This is a genomic window from Ottowia thiooxydans DSM 14619, from assembly GCF_000422885.1.
Classification (GTDB): Bacteria; Pseudomonadota; Gammaproteobacteria; order Burkholderiales; family Burkholderiaceae_C; genus Ottowia; species Ottowia thiooxydans.
The window spans coordinates 133,684-150,832 of record NZ_AUGX01000017.1 but is presented as its reverse complement, the minus strand read 5'-3'; the positions used below and the strand labels follow the sequence as shown (position 1 = coordinate 150,832).

At 56.7% G+C, this 17,149-nt stretch carries 15 protein-coding genes and 1 pseudogene; 11 read left to right on the top strand and 5 right to left on the bottom strand.

What is annotated here, in order from left to right; all coding sequences use genetic code 11:
• Both G518_RS0116700 and G518_RS0116695 read right to left on the bottom strand, forming a co-directional pair.
• Positions 1–204 (bottom strand): annotated as a pseudogene (locus G518_RS0116700) (IS110 family transposase); the annotation flags it as partial.
• A gap of 347 nt (positions 205–551) precedes the next feature.
• Positions 552–1,334, bottom strand: a complete 783-nt coding sequence (locus tag G518_RS0116695) for an IclR family transcriptional regulator domain-containing protein (protein ID WP_028603530.1) — start codon at positions 1,332–1,334, stop codon at positions 552–554.
• Positions 1,335–1,446: 112 nt separating this feature from the next.
• Here G518_RS0116695 and G518_RS0116690 point away from each other — a divergent pair, with 112 nt between their 5' ends.
• From G518_RS0116690 to G518_RS0116675, 4 genes are all read left to right on the top strand, one after another.
• Complete coding sequence (locus G518_RS0116690) at positions 1,447–1,983, top strand: VOC family protein (RefSeq protein ID WP_028603529.1); 537 nt, start codon at positions 1,447–1,449, stop codon at positions 1,981–1,983.
• Between the two features lie 52 nt (positions 1,984–2,035).
• Positions 2,036–2,935, top strand: a complete 900-nt coding sequence (locus tag G518_RS0116685) for an alpha/beta fold hydrolase (protein ID WP_028603528.1) — start codon at positions 2,036–2,038, stop codon at positions 2,933–2,935.
• 135 nt (positions 2,936–3,070) lie between these two features.
• A complete protein-coding gene (locus G518_RS0116680) occupies positions 3,071–4,015 on the top strand; it encodes a Bug family tripartite tricarboxylate transporter substrate binding protein (protein WP_156909425.1) in 945 nt (314 codons plus the stop codon).
• Between the two features lie 125 nt (positions 4,016–4,140).
• Positions 4,141–4,980 (top strand): fumarylacetoacetate hydrolase family protein, encoded by an 840-nt coding sequence (locus G518_RS0116675; protein ID WP_028603526.1) that lies wholly within the window; start codon positions 4,141–4,143, stop codon positions 4,978–4,980.
• Between the two features lie 4 nt (positions 4,981–4,984).
• On the opposite strand, the gene aroQ is transcribed toward G518_RS0116675, so the two are convergent.
• Positions 4,985–5,437 (bottom strand): type II 3-dehydroquinate dehydratase, encoded by a 453-nt coding sequence (gene aroQ, locus G518_RS0116670; RefSeq protein ID WP_028603525.1) that lies wholly within the window; start codon positions 5,435–5,437, stop codon positions 4,985–4,987.
• Between the two features lie 224 nt (positions 5,438–5,661).
• Here aroQ and ttcA point away from each other — a divergent pair, with 224 nt between their 5' ends.
• The 5 genes from ttcA to G518_RS0116645 all read left to right on the top strand — a co-directional run bounded on the left by ttcA (position 5,662) and on the right by G518_RS0116645 (position 11,209).
• On the top strand, positions 5,662–6,675 hold the full coding sequence (gene ttcA, locus G518_RS35545) for a tRNA 2-thiocytidine(32) synthetase TtcA (RefSeq protein ID WP_084651898.1): 1,014 nt from the start codon (positions 5,662–5,664) through the stop codon (positions 6,673–6,675).
• A 12-nt stretch (positions 6,676–6,687) separates the two neighbouring features.
• The gene (locus tag G518_RS0116660; protein WP_028603524.1) at positions 6,688–7,314 is read left to right on the top strand and encodes a DUF4136 domain-containing protein; all 627 of its coding nucleotides are present in this window, start codon (positions 6,688–6,690) and stop codon (positions 7,312–7,314) included.
• Positions 7,315–7,485: 171 nt separating this feature from the next.
• The gene (locus G518_RS0116655; protein ID WP_028603523.1) at positions 7,486–8,130 is read left to right on the top strand and encodes a histidine phosphatase family protein; all 645 of its coding nucleotides are present in this window, start codon (positions 7,486–7,488) and stop codon (positions 8,128–8,130) included.
• Complete coding sequence (locus G518_RS0116650) at positions 8,114–9,295, top strand: DSD1 family PLP-dependent enzyme (RefSeq protein ID WP_028603522.1); 1,182 nt, start codon at positions 8,114–8,116, stop codon at positions 9,293–9,295. Before G518_RS0116655 ends, G518_RS0116650 begins: the two co-directional genes overlap by 17 nt.
• A gap of 126 nt (positions 9,296–9,421) precedes the next feature.
• Positions 9,422–11,209: a lysoplasmalogenase family protein gene (locus G518_RS0116645; RefSeq protein ID WP_245597985.1), complete on the top strand. Its 1,788-nt coding sequence runs from the start codon at positions 9,422–9,424 to the stop codon at positions 11,207–11,209.
• Here G518_RS0116645 and G518_RS35540 read toward each other — a convergent pair.
• A complete protein-coding gene (locus G518_RS35540) occupies positions 11,167–11,688 on the bottom strand; it encodes an Lrp/AsnC family transcriptional regulator (RefSeq protein ID WP_036594982.1) in 522 nt (173 codons plus the stop codon). The genes G518_RS0116645 and G518_RS35540 overlap by 43 nt on opposite strands.
• A gap of 137 nt (positions 11,689–11,825) precedes the next feature.
• Here G518_RS35540 and glmS point away from each other — a divergent pair, with 137 nt between their 5' ends.
• Together glmS and G518_RS38560 are read left to right on the top strand one after the other, a co-directional pair.
• Positions 11,826–13,745: a glutamine--fructose-6-phosphate transaminase (isomerizing) gene (gene glmS / locus G518_RS0116635; protein WP_028603520.1), complete on the top strand. Its 1,920-nt coding sequence runs from the start codon at positions 11,826–11,828 to the stop codon at positions 13,743–13,745.
• A gap of 291 nt (positions 13,746–14,036) precedes the next feature.
• On the top strand, positions 14,037–15,947 hold the full coding sequence (locus G518_RS38560; RefSeq protein ID WP_051236862.1) for an acyltransferase family protein: 1,911 nt from the start codon (positions 14,037–14,039) through the stop codon (positions 15,945–15,947).
• A 167-nt stretch (positions 15,948–16,114) separates the two neighbouring features.
• Here the strand turns inward: G518_RS38560 and G518_RS35530 are convergent, their stop codons facing one another.
• A complete protein-coding gene (locus G518_RS35530) occupies positions 16,115–16,942 on the bottom strand; it encodes an IclR family transcriptional regulator (RefSeq protein WP_051236860.1) in 828 nt (275 codons plus the stop codon).
• Between the last annotated feature and the right edge of the window lie 207 nt (positions 16,943–17,149).

Below are 17,149 nucleotides of genomic sequence, written 5' to 3'. Positions count from 1 at the left end.
ACCCAGCGCAGCCAGTTGCCTGGCCCAGTGATGGGCGCTGCCGCAAGCTTCCATGGCGATACGAGCTGACTGGCGCTGGGCGAAGAACTCAAGAACTTTGCCGCGCGCGAGCTTACGGCGATGAATCTCACCAGTTGCCGGCTCTACCCAGTGCAGTTGGAAGACGGACTTCGCAATATCGATGGCAAAAGTCGTAATATTCATGTCGGGGTCTCCTTCGTCAGTAGTTGCTTGAAACTCTACTTTGGCACTTGATGCCGTTAGATGCGAGACCCCACCTCTTTGCGCTCATGGGTTTTGCGGCAGAGGTGGGAGGCGTCCATACCATCTCACTTCTTTCGCTTCGCTCACTACGTTCAAACAGCTGCCGCAAGCTAGTTCTTGAAGCAAGAGCATCTTTCAGTGCGCTTGCCCGCCCCTTGCCCTGCGCTCCTCAGCACGGCCTCAAGGGGTGGGATACCCACTCGGGCCATTGCTGCGCTCGGCCCTCTCGGTTATTCGGCGCCGTGCAACGGGCGCAGGGAGACCACGAGAAGACTTTGAACAAACTCTTAGATCGCCACACGTTCCTGATAAGCCACCTCGATGCCCGTAGCGGCCTGCCGCAACAAAGGCAGGTAACGGCGGGTTGCCACATCGAAAGGCATCGCGGAATCTATCCAGATGATGTTGAGGCAGCCCAACACGTGTGCGCCGTTCATGATCGGTACTGCGATGCTGGAGGTCTTGGCCATGTACTCGCGCTGTCGGGTGCCGTAACCGCGCCGCCGCGTCGCGGCCAGCGAGCGGCGCACGGCATCCGGATCGCGCATCTTCTCCTGATCCGGACCTGACACAGCACCAATGCGTTCCAGGATCGCATTTCGCTCTTTCGCAGGTGTGAAAGCGAGATAGGTCCAGCCGACCGCAGTGCTCAGCATGGGCAGTTGGCGGCCGACCCATGAGCGCTCTATTGACAGTGGGCTGCGGGAATGCGTGGTCGATCGGATCACCATGCCGTCGTCTTCGAAGGTGGCGATATCCGTTGGCCACACCACCTCATCGAAAAGCTCCGCGAGCACGACATCTGCAATATCGGTGATCCAGTCCTCGTCCTTGTAACCACCGGAGAGGCTCTTGACCTTGAGTGTCAGGCGGTAGGGATCGCGCAGAGCGGAGCGGCGCAGAAAACCTTCCGTGCGCAGCGTTTCAAGCAGGCGATGCACCGTAGGGCGGGGTAGGCCAGTGTGGCTTGCTACTTCAACCGAAGTGGCATGCCCGAGCGCGTTAACGGCACGCAGCACAGCCAGGCCCCGCTCAAGCCCTCGGACTGAATGGTAAGAAGACTCGCTCATGAAAGTGAAATGTTCAAGGGCTGGACATTGGGGTGAAATCGTTTGACACCAGATCATAGCCATCCATATCCTTCGCGGGTCGTTTTGCCTCATGACCCTGAAGGAAGAAACCATGGCCCTCCCACCTGATGCCCAGCTAACCCACCTGGGGCTTTATGTTCGTGATCTCGACACGATGGTCGCGTTCTACGGCGATTTGCTAGGCATGGTGGTGACTGACACCGGTGAGTTGCGCGGCAGCCGCATCACCTTCATGAGCCGCAATCCTGACGAACATCACCAGTTGGTGATGATCAGCGGTCGCCCTGATGATGAATATTCACCTGTCAGCCAGATGTCCTTTCGCGTGAAGACACTGGAGGACCTGCAGTACTACCACCGTGCCGTTGCAAAAATGGGGTTGCGTGATCTGCGGCCCTCAAACCATGGCAATGCGTGGAGCATTTACTTTCTGGATCCCGAGGGCAACAAGGTCGAAATCTACGCAAGTTCGCCCTGGTATGTGAACCAGCCGCACCTGCAGCCACTGGACCTGGACGCACCGCCCGACGAGATTCGCGCCACTACAGAAGCCATGGTGCGCAGCGATGTGAGCTTTCAGTCGCGCGAAACATGGCAACAGGCGCTGAGTCAGCGTCTGGCCGGTTGAGACGCACGGCAAGATTTTTTACACGAGACCTACACGATCTATGAGCACCGAGATGAAAACCGAAGCGCACACGGCTGAAGTGGCCAAACCATTTCGAAGCGTTTGGTCCGAATTGCGTGAAACCTCTTTCCGCCAAGGCTGGATAGACGCGGGCGGCATTCGTACGCGCTATGTCCAGGCCGGGCCTGAAGACGGCCCACCATTGTTGATGGTGCACGGCACCGGCGGCAGCTGGGAATGCTTTTGCGCCAACCTGGCGGCTTTTTCAAAGCACTACAACTGCTATGCCTTCGACACCATAGGCTCAGGCTTTAGCGGCAAACCCGACATCGATTACGAAATCCCGGTGTATGTCGAGCACGTGCGTAACTTCATGCAGGCGGTGGGGATAGATAAGGCGTCCATCATCGGGGTGTCTCTCGGCGCTTGGATCGCCGTGCGTTTTGCACTGATGCATCCGGAGAAAACACAGAGCCTGATGCTGATTTCTGCGGCCGGGCTGCTCACTGATGCGCAAACATCGACGGAGATCAAGGGTGCACGCTACAAGGCTGTGGATGACCCGAGCTGGGCGAATGTCAGTGCCGTGTTCAAGGGCCTCATTCTTGAAGAGCAGAACCGCATAGATGATTTTGTCGGCGTTCGGCAGGCGGTGTACCAACAGCCTGGCATGCGACGCGCCATGGAGCACATTCTGTGTTTGCAGGAGCCGCATATGCGTGCGCGCAACCTGATTGCTGAAGACGAGTGGCGAAGCCTGCAGGCGCCCACGCTGGTGATAGGCGCAGTGGACCACAAAGACATTTTTCTTGAGACCGCACAACGTGTTTCGAAGCTGATCCCGAAAGCTGAGTATGTGGAAATCCGCCGCTCATCGCACTGGTCTCAGTTTGAATCACCGGAAGATTTCAATCGTGCGGGCCTGGATTTCATGCAGCGCACGGTGAGCTGACTTTTTCAGTCCGGGCTTGTCCCAGGGTTCCACGCCAATCACGTCAGATGCCTCTCAAACGGCACATAAATCAAGAGGAGACAAGATATAAACGATCGCACACGCCGTCATCTGGCCACCACGGCATTGGCTGTATTGGCTGGGTTTTCCGGCCTGCTGGCAAGCTTGCCAGCAGCGGCCCAGGACTACCCTTCAAAACCCATCAAATTCCTTGTGGGATTCACGCCCGGTGGCAGCGCAGACCTCATCAGCCGTTTTGTGGCGCAAAAAATGAGCGAGCGGCTTGGCCAGCCGATCATGGTCGAGCAACGGATGGGCGCCACGGGCATCATCGCGCAAGATGCCGTCGCCAAGTCCCCCCCGGACGGCTATACGATGGTGCTGCTAACCGGTGGCCACCCAACCTCCGCGGCGATGAAGAAAAAGCTGCCATACCACCCGGTGAATGACTTTGGAATGGTATCGACGATCATCGAATACCCCATGGCGATTGGCGTCAGGCCAGATTCGCCCATCAAGTCGTTTCCGGATTTGCTGGCACGCGCAAAAGCGGAACCAGGCAAGCTCAGCATGTCGTCGGCCGGCGCTGGCAGCCTGCATCACTTGCTGGGTGAGTGGATCAAGATCGAATCAGGCACCGAGATGATTCATGTGCCATTCAAGGGCGCAGCGCCCGCGTATACAGAGTTGCTTGGTGGCCGGATCGACGTGTTTATCGAGACCATGACCTTCCTCAACGTCAATTTCAAGAATGGCCAGGTGCGGCCGCTTGCCGTGTCGTCCTCGCAGCGTCTCAAGGACTTTCCCAATGTGCCGACGATTGCGGAAACACTTCCTGGCGTTGACCCCACTTCATGGCTGGGGCTGGTGGTGTCACCGGGCACGCCCAGAGCCATTGTTGACCGTCTTAACCACGAGTTGAGGGCCGTGCTCGCCGAACCGGCTACCGCAGAGCGGTTTGCCCAATTGGGCGGCGTGCCCGCACCTTCAACGCCAGATGAAATGCGTTCGAGGATTCAGCGGGAGATCGACCGTTGGACCCGCGTGGTGAAGCTGCGCAATATCGAGCGCGAGGACTGAATGCAACCATGACCAACTGCTGAGGTTGAGGCGAGCCAGGAACCACGTCCGGGACATCTGGCGCCGTCATTCACGGGCAAGATGATTTTCTCCACACATTTTCAATTCAACGCCAGGAACCACTAGTGAAGCTGCTACGCCACGGCCCCGCAGGCCAGGAAAAACCCGGTGCGCTCGATGCCAATGGGCAAGTTCGCGATTTGTCTCTTCTGATCCCTGACTTCACACCCGAATGGATGGCGCCAGCCAAGCTGCAGGCCTTGGCGGCGATCGATTTGTTGCGCATGCCGCTCGTGCAAGAAGGTACAAGGTTAGGCGCGCCGATTGCTGGTGTTCGTCAGTTCGTGGCCATTGGCCTGAACTACCGCAAGCATACTGAAGAAGCGGGTATGGAAATTCCTAAGGAGCCTGTTGTTTTCACGAAGGCAATTACCTCTATTGCAGGCCCGAACGATGACGTTGAACTACCCGAAGATTCGCAGACGGGGGATTGGGAGATCGAACTCGGCTTTGTGATCGGCACGCAAGCCAGGAAGGTATCAGTCGACCAAGCCCTCTCGCATGTGGCGGGTTACTGCCTTGCCAATGACATTTCCGAGCGCGATTGGCAGCTGAAACGCAATGGCCAATGGAGCAAGGGAAAGAGTTTTGACGGCTTTGGCCCAATAGGGCCTTGGCTGGTGACCCGCGACGAGTTGCCGGATCCGCAGGCCATTGCGCTGGAACTCTCGGTCAATGGTCGAACCAGGCAACAGAGCAACACCTCTGACATGATTTTCCCGGTAGCCGAGATCGTCTCCTATCTGAGCCATTTCATGACCTTGCTACCCGGTGACCTGGTTATCACCGGTACGCCTGAAGGTGTTGGCCTTGGCGCCAAACCTGTCCCGGTGTTCCTGCGCCGCGGCGACGTGATGACGCTAGATGGTGGTCCTCTCGGTACCCAGCGCCAGCGAGTCTTTTAAGCAGTCAAGCCACTCCTGGGTTGGGTAGCAACGCCATGCTGGCCCGCAGCGCCAGTAGATAGCTGTCAACGCCGAACCCACAGATCTGCCCGTGCACGATGTCGGCAAATACCGAGTGATGTCGGAACTCATCTCGCGCATGAACATTGGACATATGCACCTCCACAACCGGACAGGTCAGGATGTCCAGCGCATCGCGGATGGCGTAGCTGTAGTGCGTCCAGGCCCCGGCATTGATCAGTACCGCGTCCGTGCCTTCGCTGAATGCTGCGTGGATACGCTCGCACATGGCGGCTTCGCTGTTGGTCTGGAAGCATTCAACCTCAGCGCCCAGTTCCTTGCCCAGTGACTGAAGGCGCGCATCAATCTCCTGCAAGGTGATGGTGCCGTACTGCTTCGGGTCCCGCTTGCCGAACATATTGAGGTTGACGCCGTGCAACGTCAGAATTTTTTTCATGCAAGCCTCTTTTGTTTCTTGAAGTATCGAAATCTGCTGCCTTGGAGTTCAACTGCCGCCAAGTCCCCCAGCCAAAGGTGGGGATTTGAACACTGCTCAAAACCGCCTTTAACCGCCTGTCGTCCATCGAAAAAAGACATTGGACAGGCCCAAGAACCCCTTCTTAGCCCTGGATTTTGCCGTTTGTTGCCGCACCCGGCTCACGAAATAGGACAATCAGGGGTATGAGCACCCTGATGGCCCCTGAAGAATCATTGGCGTTGCCGGCTGGCGCCGGCCCTGCCGCACGTACCAAAACCGAGCGCGAAGCGCTTAAGCTGGAGAAGCGGCTGTGCCGCCAAGTCGGCCAAGCCATAGCCGATTTCAACATGATTGAGGCGGGCGACCGCGTCATGGTGTGCATGTCCGGCGGCAAAGACAGCTACGCCATGCTGGACATCCTGATGAAGCTGAAAAGCCGGGCGCCCGTGCCGTTTGAACTGGTAGCCGTGAATCTGGATCAGAAGCAACCAGGCTTTCCGGCGCACATCCTGCCCGAATACCTCAAGGCCCTGAACATCGAATACCACATCGAAACCCAGGACACCTACAGTATTGTCAAAGCCAAGATTCCAGAGGGTAAAACCACCTGCAGTCTGTGCTCGCGTTTGCGCAGAGGCATTCTCTACACCGTGGCGCGCCGCCTGAAATGCAACAAGATCGCCCTGGGCCATCACCGCGACGACATGCTGCAGACCTTCTTTCTGAATATGTTCTTCGGTGGCAAGCTCAAGGGCATGCCTCCCAAACTCACCAGTGACAACGGGGAATTCGTCGTTATCCGCCCACTGGCCTTTGTGCCCGAGAAAGATCTCGTCGATTGGGCCGCGCACCGGGAGTTTCCTATCATCCCTTGCAACCTGTGCGGCAGCCAGGAAAATCTGCAGCGCCAGGTCGTGGGAGACATGCTGCGCGAATGGGACAAGAAATTCCCTGGTCGAGTCGAAACCATGTTCACCGCGCTTCAGAACGTGGTTCCCTCCCATCTCATGGACAGCTCTTTGCACGACTTCAAGAGCCTTCAACCTACAGGCTTGCCAGACGAGCAGGGCGATAAGGCGTTTGATGAGGAACGCTTCGAAGCGCCCGTGATCTCAACATTAGGGGCTGTCCGCTGGATGGCCGCACCAAGTGAGTCATCTTGCGGGGCTTCTGCAGAGATTCCTGTTGCTCCGGCCCTTGCGGAGACCGTCAAATAGAAGGAGAGCGCCATGCGAAGTTTCGTCATTGTGTTGCTGGCTACCGTGTTTTTGAGTGCCTGCGCCGTGGGCCCACGCTCCGTGGATGCCTCTGTCCACACTACTGCTGCGAGAGCGCCTGGCTCTGCGGTACTGGCGGGTGCTCACTATAAATTTGAGCGCGGCCAGCAAGCGGTGGGCCAGCCAGCGCCCGAGCGCCTGGAGGCTATGGCCAAGGAAGCCATGGCACGCGTAGGTTTGGTGCATGACGAGGCGCAACCGCGCCTGGGCGTGCAGGTCAGCGGCAATGTAGGCGCTTATTGGACTGATGGCGGAGGCTTCTATGGCCGCCCGGGCTGGACATTCGGGTTTGGCATGGGGACCGGTTTTCGTGGCGGAAGCCTGGGTTTTGGCCTGGGCGCGCCGCTTTGGGATCCAGCCGTGACCGCGTATGTGAGCGAAGTAGGCTTGTTGATGCGCGATCTACAAAGCGGCCAGATCGTCTACGACACCCGCGCGCGCCACGATGGGCTTTGGCACGATACCGATAACGTGCTGGCTGCGCTGTTTACTGCAGCGCTGGAAGGCTACCCTGAGCCCGGTCAGGCCACGCGCCGGGTCGTTGTTCCTCTCCTGCCTGTCACTCCCGCGCCAAAGTAAGCGCGTCAGCGCATAGGTTGCAGCGCCGCGTTGGCTGATCTAGCACCCGCGCTTCTGGAGTGGTTTGAGTGTCGCGTCGCACCTGGTGCGATAGGCCCTGATGCGATTTCAGACTAAACCTCGCCCGGAGTGGAGGTGCAAAAAACATGCCATCAGTGGCATGATGGCGCCATGGAATCTACACGCATCATCGCCGTGCGACACGGTGAAACAGCCTGGAACCGGGACTCGCGCATTCAGGGGCATCTGGATATCGAACTCAATAACAAGGGCCGAGCCCAGGCGTCTCTTGTTGCACGCGCCTTGGCCGAGAGTGAAGCGATCGACGCCATCTACAGCAGCGATCTGGCACGTGCCAGGGCCACGGCGCAGCCGGTGGCGGACGCTACCGGCGCGCCCCTTACGCTGTTGCCGGAACTACGCGAGCGATGTTTTGGTGATTTCCAAGGTCTGACGTTCGCGCAGATCAGTGACACTCTGCCTGAGGAAGCGCACAAGTGGCGCAAGCGCGATCCTGATTGGGCTGCGCCCAATGGAGGCGAATCGCTGCGCCAGCTCCAGCACCGTCTGAGTGAAACTGTGAACGAACTGGCGGCCCGCCACGTCGGCCAACAGATTGCCCTGTTTACCCATGGGGGCGTGCTGGATATGCTCTATCGCATCGCGACCGGGCTGGGCTTACAAGATGCGCGCACCTGGCAACTGGGCAATGCGGCGGTCAATCGACTGCTGTGGACACCTTCAGGCTTGACGCTTGTCGGCTGGGGCGATGAAACGCACCTGGAAGGGGCTTCACTTGATGAAACCACCGCCTGAAACCGAAGATCTGCCACCTCGCCTGCTAGGCCTGGTAGGCCAGGGGGTAGATGCCATAGAAACCCCGTCGCTGGTGGTGGATGCCGATGCACTTGGCCGAAACATTCAGCGCATGGCTGAGTTCGCCGTCCGGCACCGCGTGAAATTGCGCCCACATGCCAAGATGCACAAAAGCGTGGAGATCGCCCGTTTGCAAATGCAGGCGGGCGCGGTAGGCATTTGCGTGCAGAAAATTTCAGAGGCCGAGATCATGGCCTCCGGCGGCTTGAACGACATCTTCATCTCCAACGAGGTCATCGCTCCGTCCAAGCTGCTTCGTGTGGCTGCACTGGCTTACCAGCTACAGCAACGTGGAGGCCGGCTGGCCATCGCGGTAGATAGCCATGAAGGCATAGAGAGCCTGGCCCATGCCATGCGGATGACCAATGCCGCCATCGACGTGTTGGTGGAAATCGATGTGGGTCAGGGGCGTTGCGGTGCATCGGATGCGCCCGAAGCTTTGCAATTGGTGCTGGAGCTTGTGCGTGGCCCGTCTCAGTTGCGTTTTGCAGGCCTGCATGCCTACCATGGCGGTGCGCAGCATTTGCGCACGCCTGATGAGCGGCGCGCAGCGATTGCACAGGCTGCGGTGCGCGTGAGGGCAGTACGAGAGCTTTTGGCTGAAGCCGAGATAGAAGTTCCGTTGGTCACAGGGGCAGGCACCGGCAGCTTCTCGCTGGAGGCCGCCAGCGGCGCGTGGGATGAACTGCAGCCGGGCAGCTACCTTTTCATGGACGCCAGCTACGCGCGTAACCACCAGGACAACACCCAACCTCGGTTCGAGCATGCGCTGTTCGTGAAATCGCAGGTCATCAGCGTCGCCCCAGACAGGGTGGTGGTCGACGCGGGCCACAAGAGCCACGCCATTGATTCAGGAATGCCGCTGGTGCATGCGCAGGCAGGGCAGGCGCCCATGAACTACACGGATGCCGGCGACGAGCACGGTATTTTGCGTCTCGGCATGAGTGGTTCGCTGCCGCGGCTGGGGGCTACCACCTGGCTGATTCCCGGGCACTGCGATCCCACGGTGAATCTGCACGATGTCATGATTTTCGTGCGGGGTGGATTGCAAGATGGCCGTGTGGAGTCCATCATCCGGGTGGATGCGCGTGGTGCGGTGAATTGAGGCTCCTGACTCGAGGCCTCTGAAAGGTGCACAGTGCCCTCACCGAGGGTGCTGCCTCCTGAATGCCTGACCATGAAATCGCACCTTCGCACGCATGGCCGTGTTGGCGTCTTGCCATGAGCGCCCATGCACCGATTGCAATTTGTTCAGGCATTTATGACACAGCACCCTAGCCAGATCATTGTCTTTGCCACCCCGGTTTTTCTTCTGCTGATCTTGATCGAATGGGCCTGGGGTAAGCGCAAACAGCGCGACACTTACCGCATGGCTGATGCCATCAACAGCCTCGGCTTAGGGGTTCTCAGCCAGATCAGCGCTGTCTTCATGAGCCTGCTGCGTATAGGCCTGTACACCGCAGTCTTTGAATACGTCGCCCTGTTTCGCGCGGACGCCTTCTGGACCACGTGGTACGGCTGGGTGCTGGCACTGCTGTTCTATGATCTTTGCTATTACTGGTTGCACCGCATGGGCCACGAGAGCGCGGTCTTGTGGGCCGCGCATGTGGTCCACCACCAGAGCCAGCACTACAACCTGAGCACGGCGCTTCGCCAAACCAGCTCCGGCGCCCTGTTCGGTTGGATCTTCTATTTACCCATGGCCTTGGCAGGCGTGCCACCGGTGGTCTTTGGCGTGGTGGCACTGATCGACCTGCTCTATCAGTTCTGGGTGCATACCGAGCACGTGCCCAAGCTAGGCTGGTTCGATCGCTGGTTTTGCTCGCCCTCCAACCACCGCGTGCACCATGCCGTGAATGATCGCTATCTAGACCGGAACTACGGCGGCATACTGATCGTATGGGACCGGATTTTCGGCAGCTTCCTTGAAGAAGATGAGCGCGACAAGCCCATCTATGGCACCCGCTCACCCCTCAACTCATGGGATCCTCTTTGGGCCAATGCGGAGGTTTATTGGGCGCTGGCGCAGGACTCATGGCGAGCTCGCCGTTGGTCCGATAAACTGCGCGTATGGCTCAAACCCCCTGGCTGGCGCCCGCCCGATGTGGCCGCTCGGTGGCCAAAATCACCATTCGACATCACCGCTGTGCGCCCTTTTGAGCCCCCCACCAGCCGAGGCGTGCAATGGTTCGCCGGTGCGCAGTTCATTGCGCTCATTGCTGGAGCTGCCATGTTCCTCTGGCAGGCTGACTCCGCGCCCCTCATTCAATCCGCACTTTGGTTCGGTGTTCTAGTCATCGGCCTATGGGCCGTGGGGGCGCTGCTGCAAGGGCGCATTGGGATCTGGCAGGTGCTGATGATCGAATCGGCGGCCTTGGCCACCGTCACCGCTGCGCTTGGCATGATCGAGTGGCATCGTATATTCAAGCCACTTGTCATGGTGTGCGCCATTGCGTTCGTGACAGCCCGTGTCCGGGCCATGCCGGCGCCCGCTGATAAGGCATTCATCCGTTTCGAACTCACGCTTGCGCTGGCTCTCGGGCTCTCCATGCTGGGTGATGTGGCGCTCATGTTTGAGGGCTATTTCATCCCGGGCCTGGTGGCGTTTCTGTTGGCGCACCTGGCCTATATCGCTTTGTTCAAACGGGACGTGCCTTGGTTTCCCAGTCGAGGTGCTTTGGCTGCCACGCTATCGATAGGCTTGGCCATGTATGCGTTCCTCTGGACCGGTGGTCTGCCTCCAGCACTGCGAATCCCTGTGGCTGCTTACGTCACCGTGATTGCTCTCATGGCCGCCCAGGCTATTGGCCGCTTCCGGATAAGCGGTGATCAACCGAGCATGATGGTGGCGTTGGGTGCCTGCTTTTTCATGCTGAGCGATGCCTTGCTCGCCACCAACCGCTTCGTGTCGCCGCTGCCCCTGGCCCATCTTTGGGTGCTGAGCACTTATTACGCGGCGCAGATTCTGATCACCGTTTACGCACGCCCGGTTTTGCCCTCCCGCCGACCAAGGTCATAGTTCAATGGCATGCGTGTTTCAAACTTCCCTCGTTTGACCGAGAAGAATACCTTCACGTTGCGCACGTTGGCATCCTGCGTGAACAGCCGCTGTGCCAGCGCTTGATAGCCAGGCATGTCATCCACGCGAATCATCAAAATGAAATCTGGCCCAGGGCTCACGCGGTAACACTGCGTGACTGCTAAATCGGCCACAGCACGCTCCTCAAACGCGTTCATGTGCTCGTCACCCTGGCGATCAAGCGAAACTTCGGCCACTGCTGTGAGCCCATGCCCTCGTAGAGCGGCCACGGCATCTTCATTCAAAAGGGTCACCTGTGCCGTGATCAACCCTGCCTCATGCAGACGCCTGATGCGGCGCAAGCAGGTGGGCGCCGAGATTTTCGCCAGTTCGGCCAACGCCTGGTTGCTGAGACTGGCATCCCGCTGAAGTTGATCCAGCAAGAACCAGTCCACTGCATCGATGAAATTTTGAATCATAAAGAATGATATTTAGAAATATAAGTTCACTTATTCGTAGGGTTGGTTTTTGATTTCATTTCATGATAATTAATTTTACGAATATTTCATTGAGCCAAGCGTAGGATGGCGCATCCTTCAAATAAAGGCAATCAAGCATGTGCGGCATCGTCGGCGCGGTTTCTACGCGCAACATCGTTCCCATCCTCGTCCAGGGGCTGCAGCGTCTGGAATATCGCGGCTACGATTCGTGCGGCGTCGCGGTTCATGCGGAGGAGTCATCAACCCCCGCGTCTGGCACTCGCCTCACGCGCTTGCGCGGCATCGCGCGCGTTTCTGATCTTGGAACTCAAGCGGAGCAGCAGGGCCTTATCGGCGTTACTGGTATAGCCCACACCCGTTGGGCCACACATGGCGTGCCGGCAGTGGCCAACGCGCATCCCCACGTCAGCCGCGGCCCGGTGCCCGAAGGCATGAGTGGAGAGCAGGCCGCCGCCCGCCCGTCACGTGTCACGCTGGTGCACAACGGCATCATTGAGAACCATGAAGCTTTGCGCTCTGAGTTGCTGGCTCGCGGCTACTTCTTCACCAGCCAGACGGACACCGAAACCGTTGTGCACCTGATCGATAGCCTTTATGAGGGCGATCTCTTCCAAGCTGTACAAGCGGCCGTACGAAGATTGCGCGGCAGCTATTCGTTGGCTGTGTTGCACCGTGATGAGCCCCATCGCCTGGTCGGGGCGAGGGAGGGTTCGCCCTTGGTGCTGGGCGCGGGGGCGGATGGCCAGGAGAACTTCCTCGCCAGCGATGCCATGGCCCTCGCAGGCGTGACGGATCAAATCGTCTATCTGGAAGAAGGCGACGTGGTGGATGTCCAGTTGGGCAAGTACTGGATCACCGATCGCACCGGGCAGAGCGTGACTCGTCCGGTAAAAACAGTGCATGCGATGAGCGGGGCGGCCGAACTGGGGCCTTACCGGCACTACATGCAAAAAGAGATATTTGAGCAGCCCCGCGCCGTAGCAGACACGCTGGAAGGTGTGCAAGCGGTGGTGCCGGAATTGTTCGAAGCTGCCAACAATCACGCACCGGGCGAGGGCGCTTATTCCACCTTCCGCGCGGTAGACAAAGTCTTGATCCTCGCATGCGGTACTAGCTACTACTCCGGCTGTGTAGCCAAGTACTGGCTGGAAGCCATCGCCAAAATTCCATGCCAAGTGGAGATCGCCAGCGAATACCGCTATCGCGAGTCAGTGCCAGATCCGAAGACCTTGGTCGTCACCATCAGCCAATCCGGTGAAACCGCAGACACCTTAGCCGCATTGCGCCACGCGCAAAGCCTGGGTATGAAGCACACGTTAACCGTATGCAACGTGGCCACCAGCGCCATGGTGCGTGAATGCAAACTGGCTTATCTCACACACGCAGGCGTAGAAATTGGTGTGGCGTCCACCAAAGCCTTCACTACCCAGTTGGTGGGTCTTTTCCTGCTCACACTGGCGCTGGCACGTGCGCGCAACCTGCTCACGGATGAGCAAGAAGCGGCGCACCTGGTCGCCATGCGCCATCTGCCCATGGCGCTGCAAGCGGTGTTGGCTTTGGAGCCGCAGATCATTGATTGGGCGGAGCAATTCACCAGCAAGGAAAACGCCTTGTTCCTTGGGCGTGGCTTGCACTACCCCGTGGCCCAGGAGGGCGCGCTCAAACTCAAGGAGATCACCTACATCCATGCCGAAGCCTATGCTGCTGGCGAACTCAAGCATGGCCCGCTCGCACTGGTGACCAGCGCCATGCCGGTGGTTACGGTGGCGCCTAATGATGCCCTGCTGGAAAAACTAAAGAGCAATATGCAGGAAGTACGTGCACGAGGGGGGGTACTCTATGTACTGGCTGACGCAGACACGCATATCGAATCCAGCGAAGGTATCCACGTGATCCGCATGCCTGAGCATTACGGCCCGCTTTCGCCTATCTTGCACGTGGTGCCATTGCAGTTGCTCGCCTATCACACGGCCGTAGCGCGGGGCACGGATGTGGACAAACCACGGAATTTGGCGAAATCAGTGACTGTGGAGTAGTGTGCTGATGAATAATCAATGATCATGAATGTCTTGGAGCCCGTTCAAAGTCTTGTCGCGAGATGTGCGGGTGCGGCTTGGGGCGGACTGCGAGGCGCAGCCCCAAGCCAATGGCCCGTGTCATTGGCAATAATTGAAGCGCTACAGATCAGCCCGGTCTGTGCCCGCCCGCTCGCGAGAAGACCTTGAAAAGGCTCCTAACCCAAATCTTCTGCTTAAGATCGACTTGCCGCCCAGCGCATAGTGTTTTTGGGGGCACAGCGGCCTATTGGAAGTGATTCACAAGTGACTATGTCTGACCGCTATCAATCACATATTGATGGCATCCGAGCCATTGCCGTACTTGTTGTTATTGCGAATCACCTGAATCCAGCCTGGATGCCTGCTGGGTATCTAGGGGTTGACATGTTTTTTGTCATCTCCGGCTACGTGATTTCAATGTCGTTGTGGGGGAAAACAAGTTGGAGGTTGAAAGACTTCCTGCTTGATTTCTATGGCCGGAGAATGCAGCGACTGTTGCCTGCGTTGGCTTTCGCGGTCTTTTTTGCAGGTTTCGCGGTTTGCTTGCTGATACCAGATCCTACTGAAAACCTGAAAACTGGCGTCGCGGCGTTGTTCGGAGTTTCTAACTTTGTTTTATATTTCAGTGCCTCGGATTATTTTACTAGTTCAATCCAGGCGAATATATTTGCTCACACATGGTCATTAGGGGTTGAGGAGCAGTTCTATTTGCTGTTCCCGTTGCTTGTTTGGAGTGCCGCGAAATATCACAACAAGATAAGAGCATTTGTTCTGCTGATTTCAGGTCTGAGTGCTTTATCAATCATTGGATTTCTTTGGTTATATCCCATTGATCCAGGAGAGATGTATTTTTTATCCCCAATAAGATTCTGGGAAATGGGCGTGGGAGCCTTGGCATTCTTAATTGATAATAGCAATAAAGGGCAAAGACGTAGGAATATTTATTCCTGGACGGCAATGCTCGCAATGGCTTTGCTGTTGTTATTTCCTATAAAGCCTTTGGTTGGCTCAACGTATTTAATTGTTTTCACTGTGATATTAACCGCATGGGTGATTGTTGCTGCAAAACATAATCCTGCGTTAGTGAGGCTATTGAATTTTTCCGTGGTGCGCCGTATAGGATTGATATCCTACTCTCTTTATTTGTGGCATTGGATTTTCATTGTTTTGGCTCGCTGGACGTTCGGAGTGAATGAAGCCACTATTGGTTGGATTTTATTGGCAACGTTCATTTTTGCGGAAATATCGTATCGATTTGTGGAGAACCCGGTAAGGCGAAGGGTTCTTAAAAATCCAATATGCATGGGTCTGACGTTGAGCGCGATTATTGCGCTGACCCTTATCTATGCTGCTCCTCAGTTTAAATCCAATTTCTTGAAATTGGAGAGCAAATTGCTCCAATCTCCAAATGGCTTTTTGGATATAAAGGGTTTATTGTTCGGTCTCACATGCATTGTAGATGACGGGACGCGTCCATTGAAAAGCGACACGTTTGATAACTGTACTCTTGAACCAAACTCCCAAAATTTGCCAACGATATGGGGAATGGGGGACAGCCATGCCGGTCATCTTCAAGCCATGCTCATGGGCTTGCATGAGCAGGCAGGTGTCGGGATAAATCTTATTGAAACGCCTGGGCATCACTTTCCATCTACCGGGAGAAAGTCATTTCAGCGAGAATTGATTTTAAAGGAAGTGGAAAAAAGGGTGCGACCGGGCGATATTTTTTTATTATCAAGACTCTACCTAAAGCGGTATGAAAATGGCGCTGTAGATGATCTTGGTTTGTGGGTAAAGGAAGTCAAGGATTTGGCGATTCGGTTGCGCATCAAGGGAGTGAATGTGGTTGTGGTTGGTCCGCCACCAATATTCAATTTTGAATATAAATCCACATGCGGTGGTGTCTTTTTCCCGGAAAATCATTGTTCCGTGCTCCGTGAAAAATTGCGAAAAAGAATTGATCCGGTTGAGGCTATGTTGACATCTGCAGCCGTTGATCAGGAAAATCTGTATTTTTTTCCAACGTTCGAAAAACTTTGTCCGCCAAGTCAGATTTGGTGCAGTCCAATCGATGGGGAAACGTTTATGTATCTAGATAGAGATCATTTGAATCTCTATGGAGCAGGTCTGTTGACTCAGGATTTTCAGAGATTTTTAATTTCCAATGGCTTGCTTAAATGAGCCGCGAACGTCGACAACTTTGATTGCCGATATCGGGTCATTGAAGCCATATTCAGTCTGGCGCAGGCAGCCAGGTTCCTGCCTGGGCTTGGTGAACCCAGTGCCAAGCACTTTGGTCTCTGCAGGGGTCAGTTCGTCGGCGTGTTCCTGAGCTTTGTCAGGAACAATTATTTAAGCGCGTTGAAAGAGTCGTGCGCTTTTCGGCTGAACTGCCAGCGGCTGTAGGCATCGCTATTCAGCTGGGCCGACAACTCAGTTGCACATGCATGCAGCACTTCGACCTGACGACGGGTCGGTGGATTAGGGATGTTCTGTATCGATCCAATGATGGACAGCGCGCCAGCCAGAACAGCGCCATCTCTGAAGATAGGCACAGCAACGGTGTTGACTCCCGTCATGACCTCGCCATCGCTCACGTCGTAGAACTGCTCCTTGATGAGCGCGAGGCGCTCCCTGATTTCCACAGGGTCAATCATGGATTGCGGTGTCTCGCCTAGTAGGGGCGCAGACAGTATCTCGTCCTGCAGCGCGCTTGCCGAGAATGCGAGTGTCACACGCCCCAGTGCTGAGCAGTGCGGCAGCGGCCGGTTTCCCGGCTTCACGCTGATGGTGATGCGGGCATGGATGTTGTCCATATTCGCGATCACCATAGGACGGCCATTGAGGGGAACAGCCAGTACTGCGGTCTCGTGCAGCTCGTCACGGATGCGCACCAGATAAGGCTCTGCCCGGCGGCGCAAATCGAATTGCGTGCCTGCGGCCTCGCCAAGTTGGAACACCCGCCAGCCCAGCCGGTACCGTTCGGTTGACTGGTCCTGTTCGACGATGCCCATCTCCTTAAGAGTGGACAAATGCCGGTGGACTCGAGGCTTCGTTTCGTTCAGGAGGTCGGCAAGCTCCGTGACCCCCATGGCGCGGTGGGCCAATGCGAGTTCGTCCAGGATGCGGATGGTGACCTTGACGGCCTCGACTGAGTTGAGTTTCTTTTCCACCATGGCGAGTTTACGGGATGCATTTTGGAATGCGTGGTATCGAATGCGCGGTATCGCTAGATAACGTGGTGTCTTGGAGAAAACGACGCTAATGAGCGTTCGTGTCACGTTGCCCAACGATCAAACATGCAAGCCCACGTTTTCACTGTTGCAACGCTGGCAAAAACACATATCAACAAGCTATATCGCTCTGCGGAATGATGATTGTAT

Bases quoted from the DNA above. Each gene is read 5' to 3' on its own strand.
- ttcA (WP_084651898.1), top strand. From the start codon at position 5,662: ATGAGCACCCTGATGGCCCCTGAAGAATCATTGGCGTTGCCGGCTGGC.
- G518_RS0116655 (WP_028603523.1), top strand. From the start codon at position 7,486: ATGGAATCTACACGCATCATCGCCGTGCGACACGGTGAAACAGCCTGG.
- G518_RS0116650 (WP_028603522.1), top strand. From the start codon at position 8,114: ATGAAACCACCGCCTGAAACCGAAGATCTGCCACCTCGCCTGCTAGGC.
- G518_RS0116690 (WP_028603529.1), top strand. From the start codon at position 1,447: ATGGCCCTCCCACCTGATGCCCAGCTAACCCACCTGGGGCTTTATGTT.
- G518_RS35540 (WP_036594982.1), bottom strand. From the start codon at position 11,688: ATGATTCAAAATTTCATCGATGCAGTGGACTGGTTCTTGCTGGATCAA.
- G518_RS35530 (WP_051236860.1), bottom strand. From the start codon at position 16,942: ATGGTGGAAAAGAAACTCAACTCAGTCGAGGCCGTCAAGGTCACCATC.
- G518_RS0116645 (WP_245597985.1), top strand. From the start codon at position 9,422: ATGCACCGATTGCAATTTGTTCAGGCATTTATGACACAGCACCCTAGC.
- G518_RS38560 (WP_051236862.1), top strand. From the start codon at position 14,037: ATGTCTGACCGCTATCAATCACATATTGATGGCATCCGAGCCATTGCC.
- glmS (WP_028603520.1), top strand. From the start codon at position 11,826: ATGTGCGGCATCGTCGGCGCGGTTTCTACGCGCAACATCGTTCCCATC.
- G518_RS0116660 (WP_028603524.1), top strand. From the start codon at position 6,688: ATGCGAAGTTTCGTCATTGTGTTGCTGGCTACCGTGTTTTTGAGTGCC.
- aroQ (WP_028603525.1), bottom strand. From the start codon at position 5,437: ATGAAAAAAATTCTGACGTTGCACGGCGTCAACCTCAATATGTTCGGC.
- G518_RS0116695 (WP_028603530.1), bottom strand. From the start codon at position 1,334: ATGAGCGAGTCTTCTTACCATTCAGTCCGAGGGCTTGAGCGGGGCCTG.
- G518_RS0116685 (WP_028603528.1), top strand. From the start codon at position 2,036: ATGAAAACCGAAGCGCACACGGCTGAAGTGGCCAAACCATTTCGAAGC.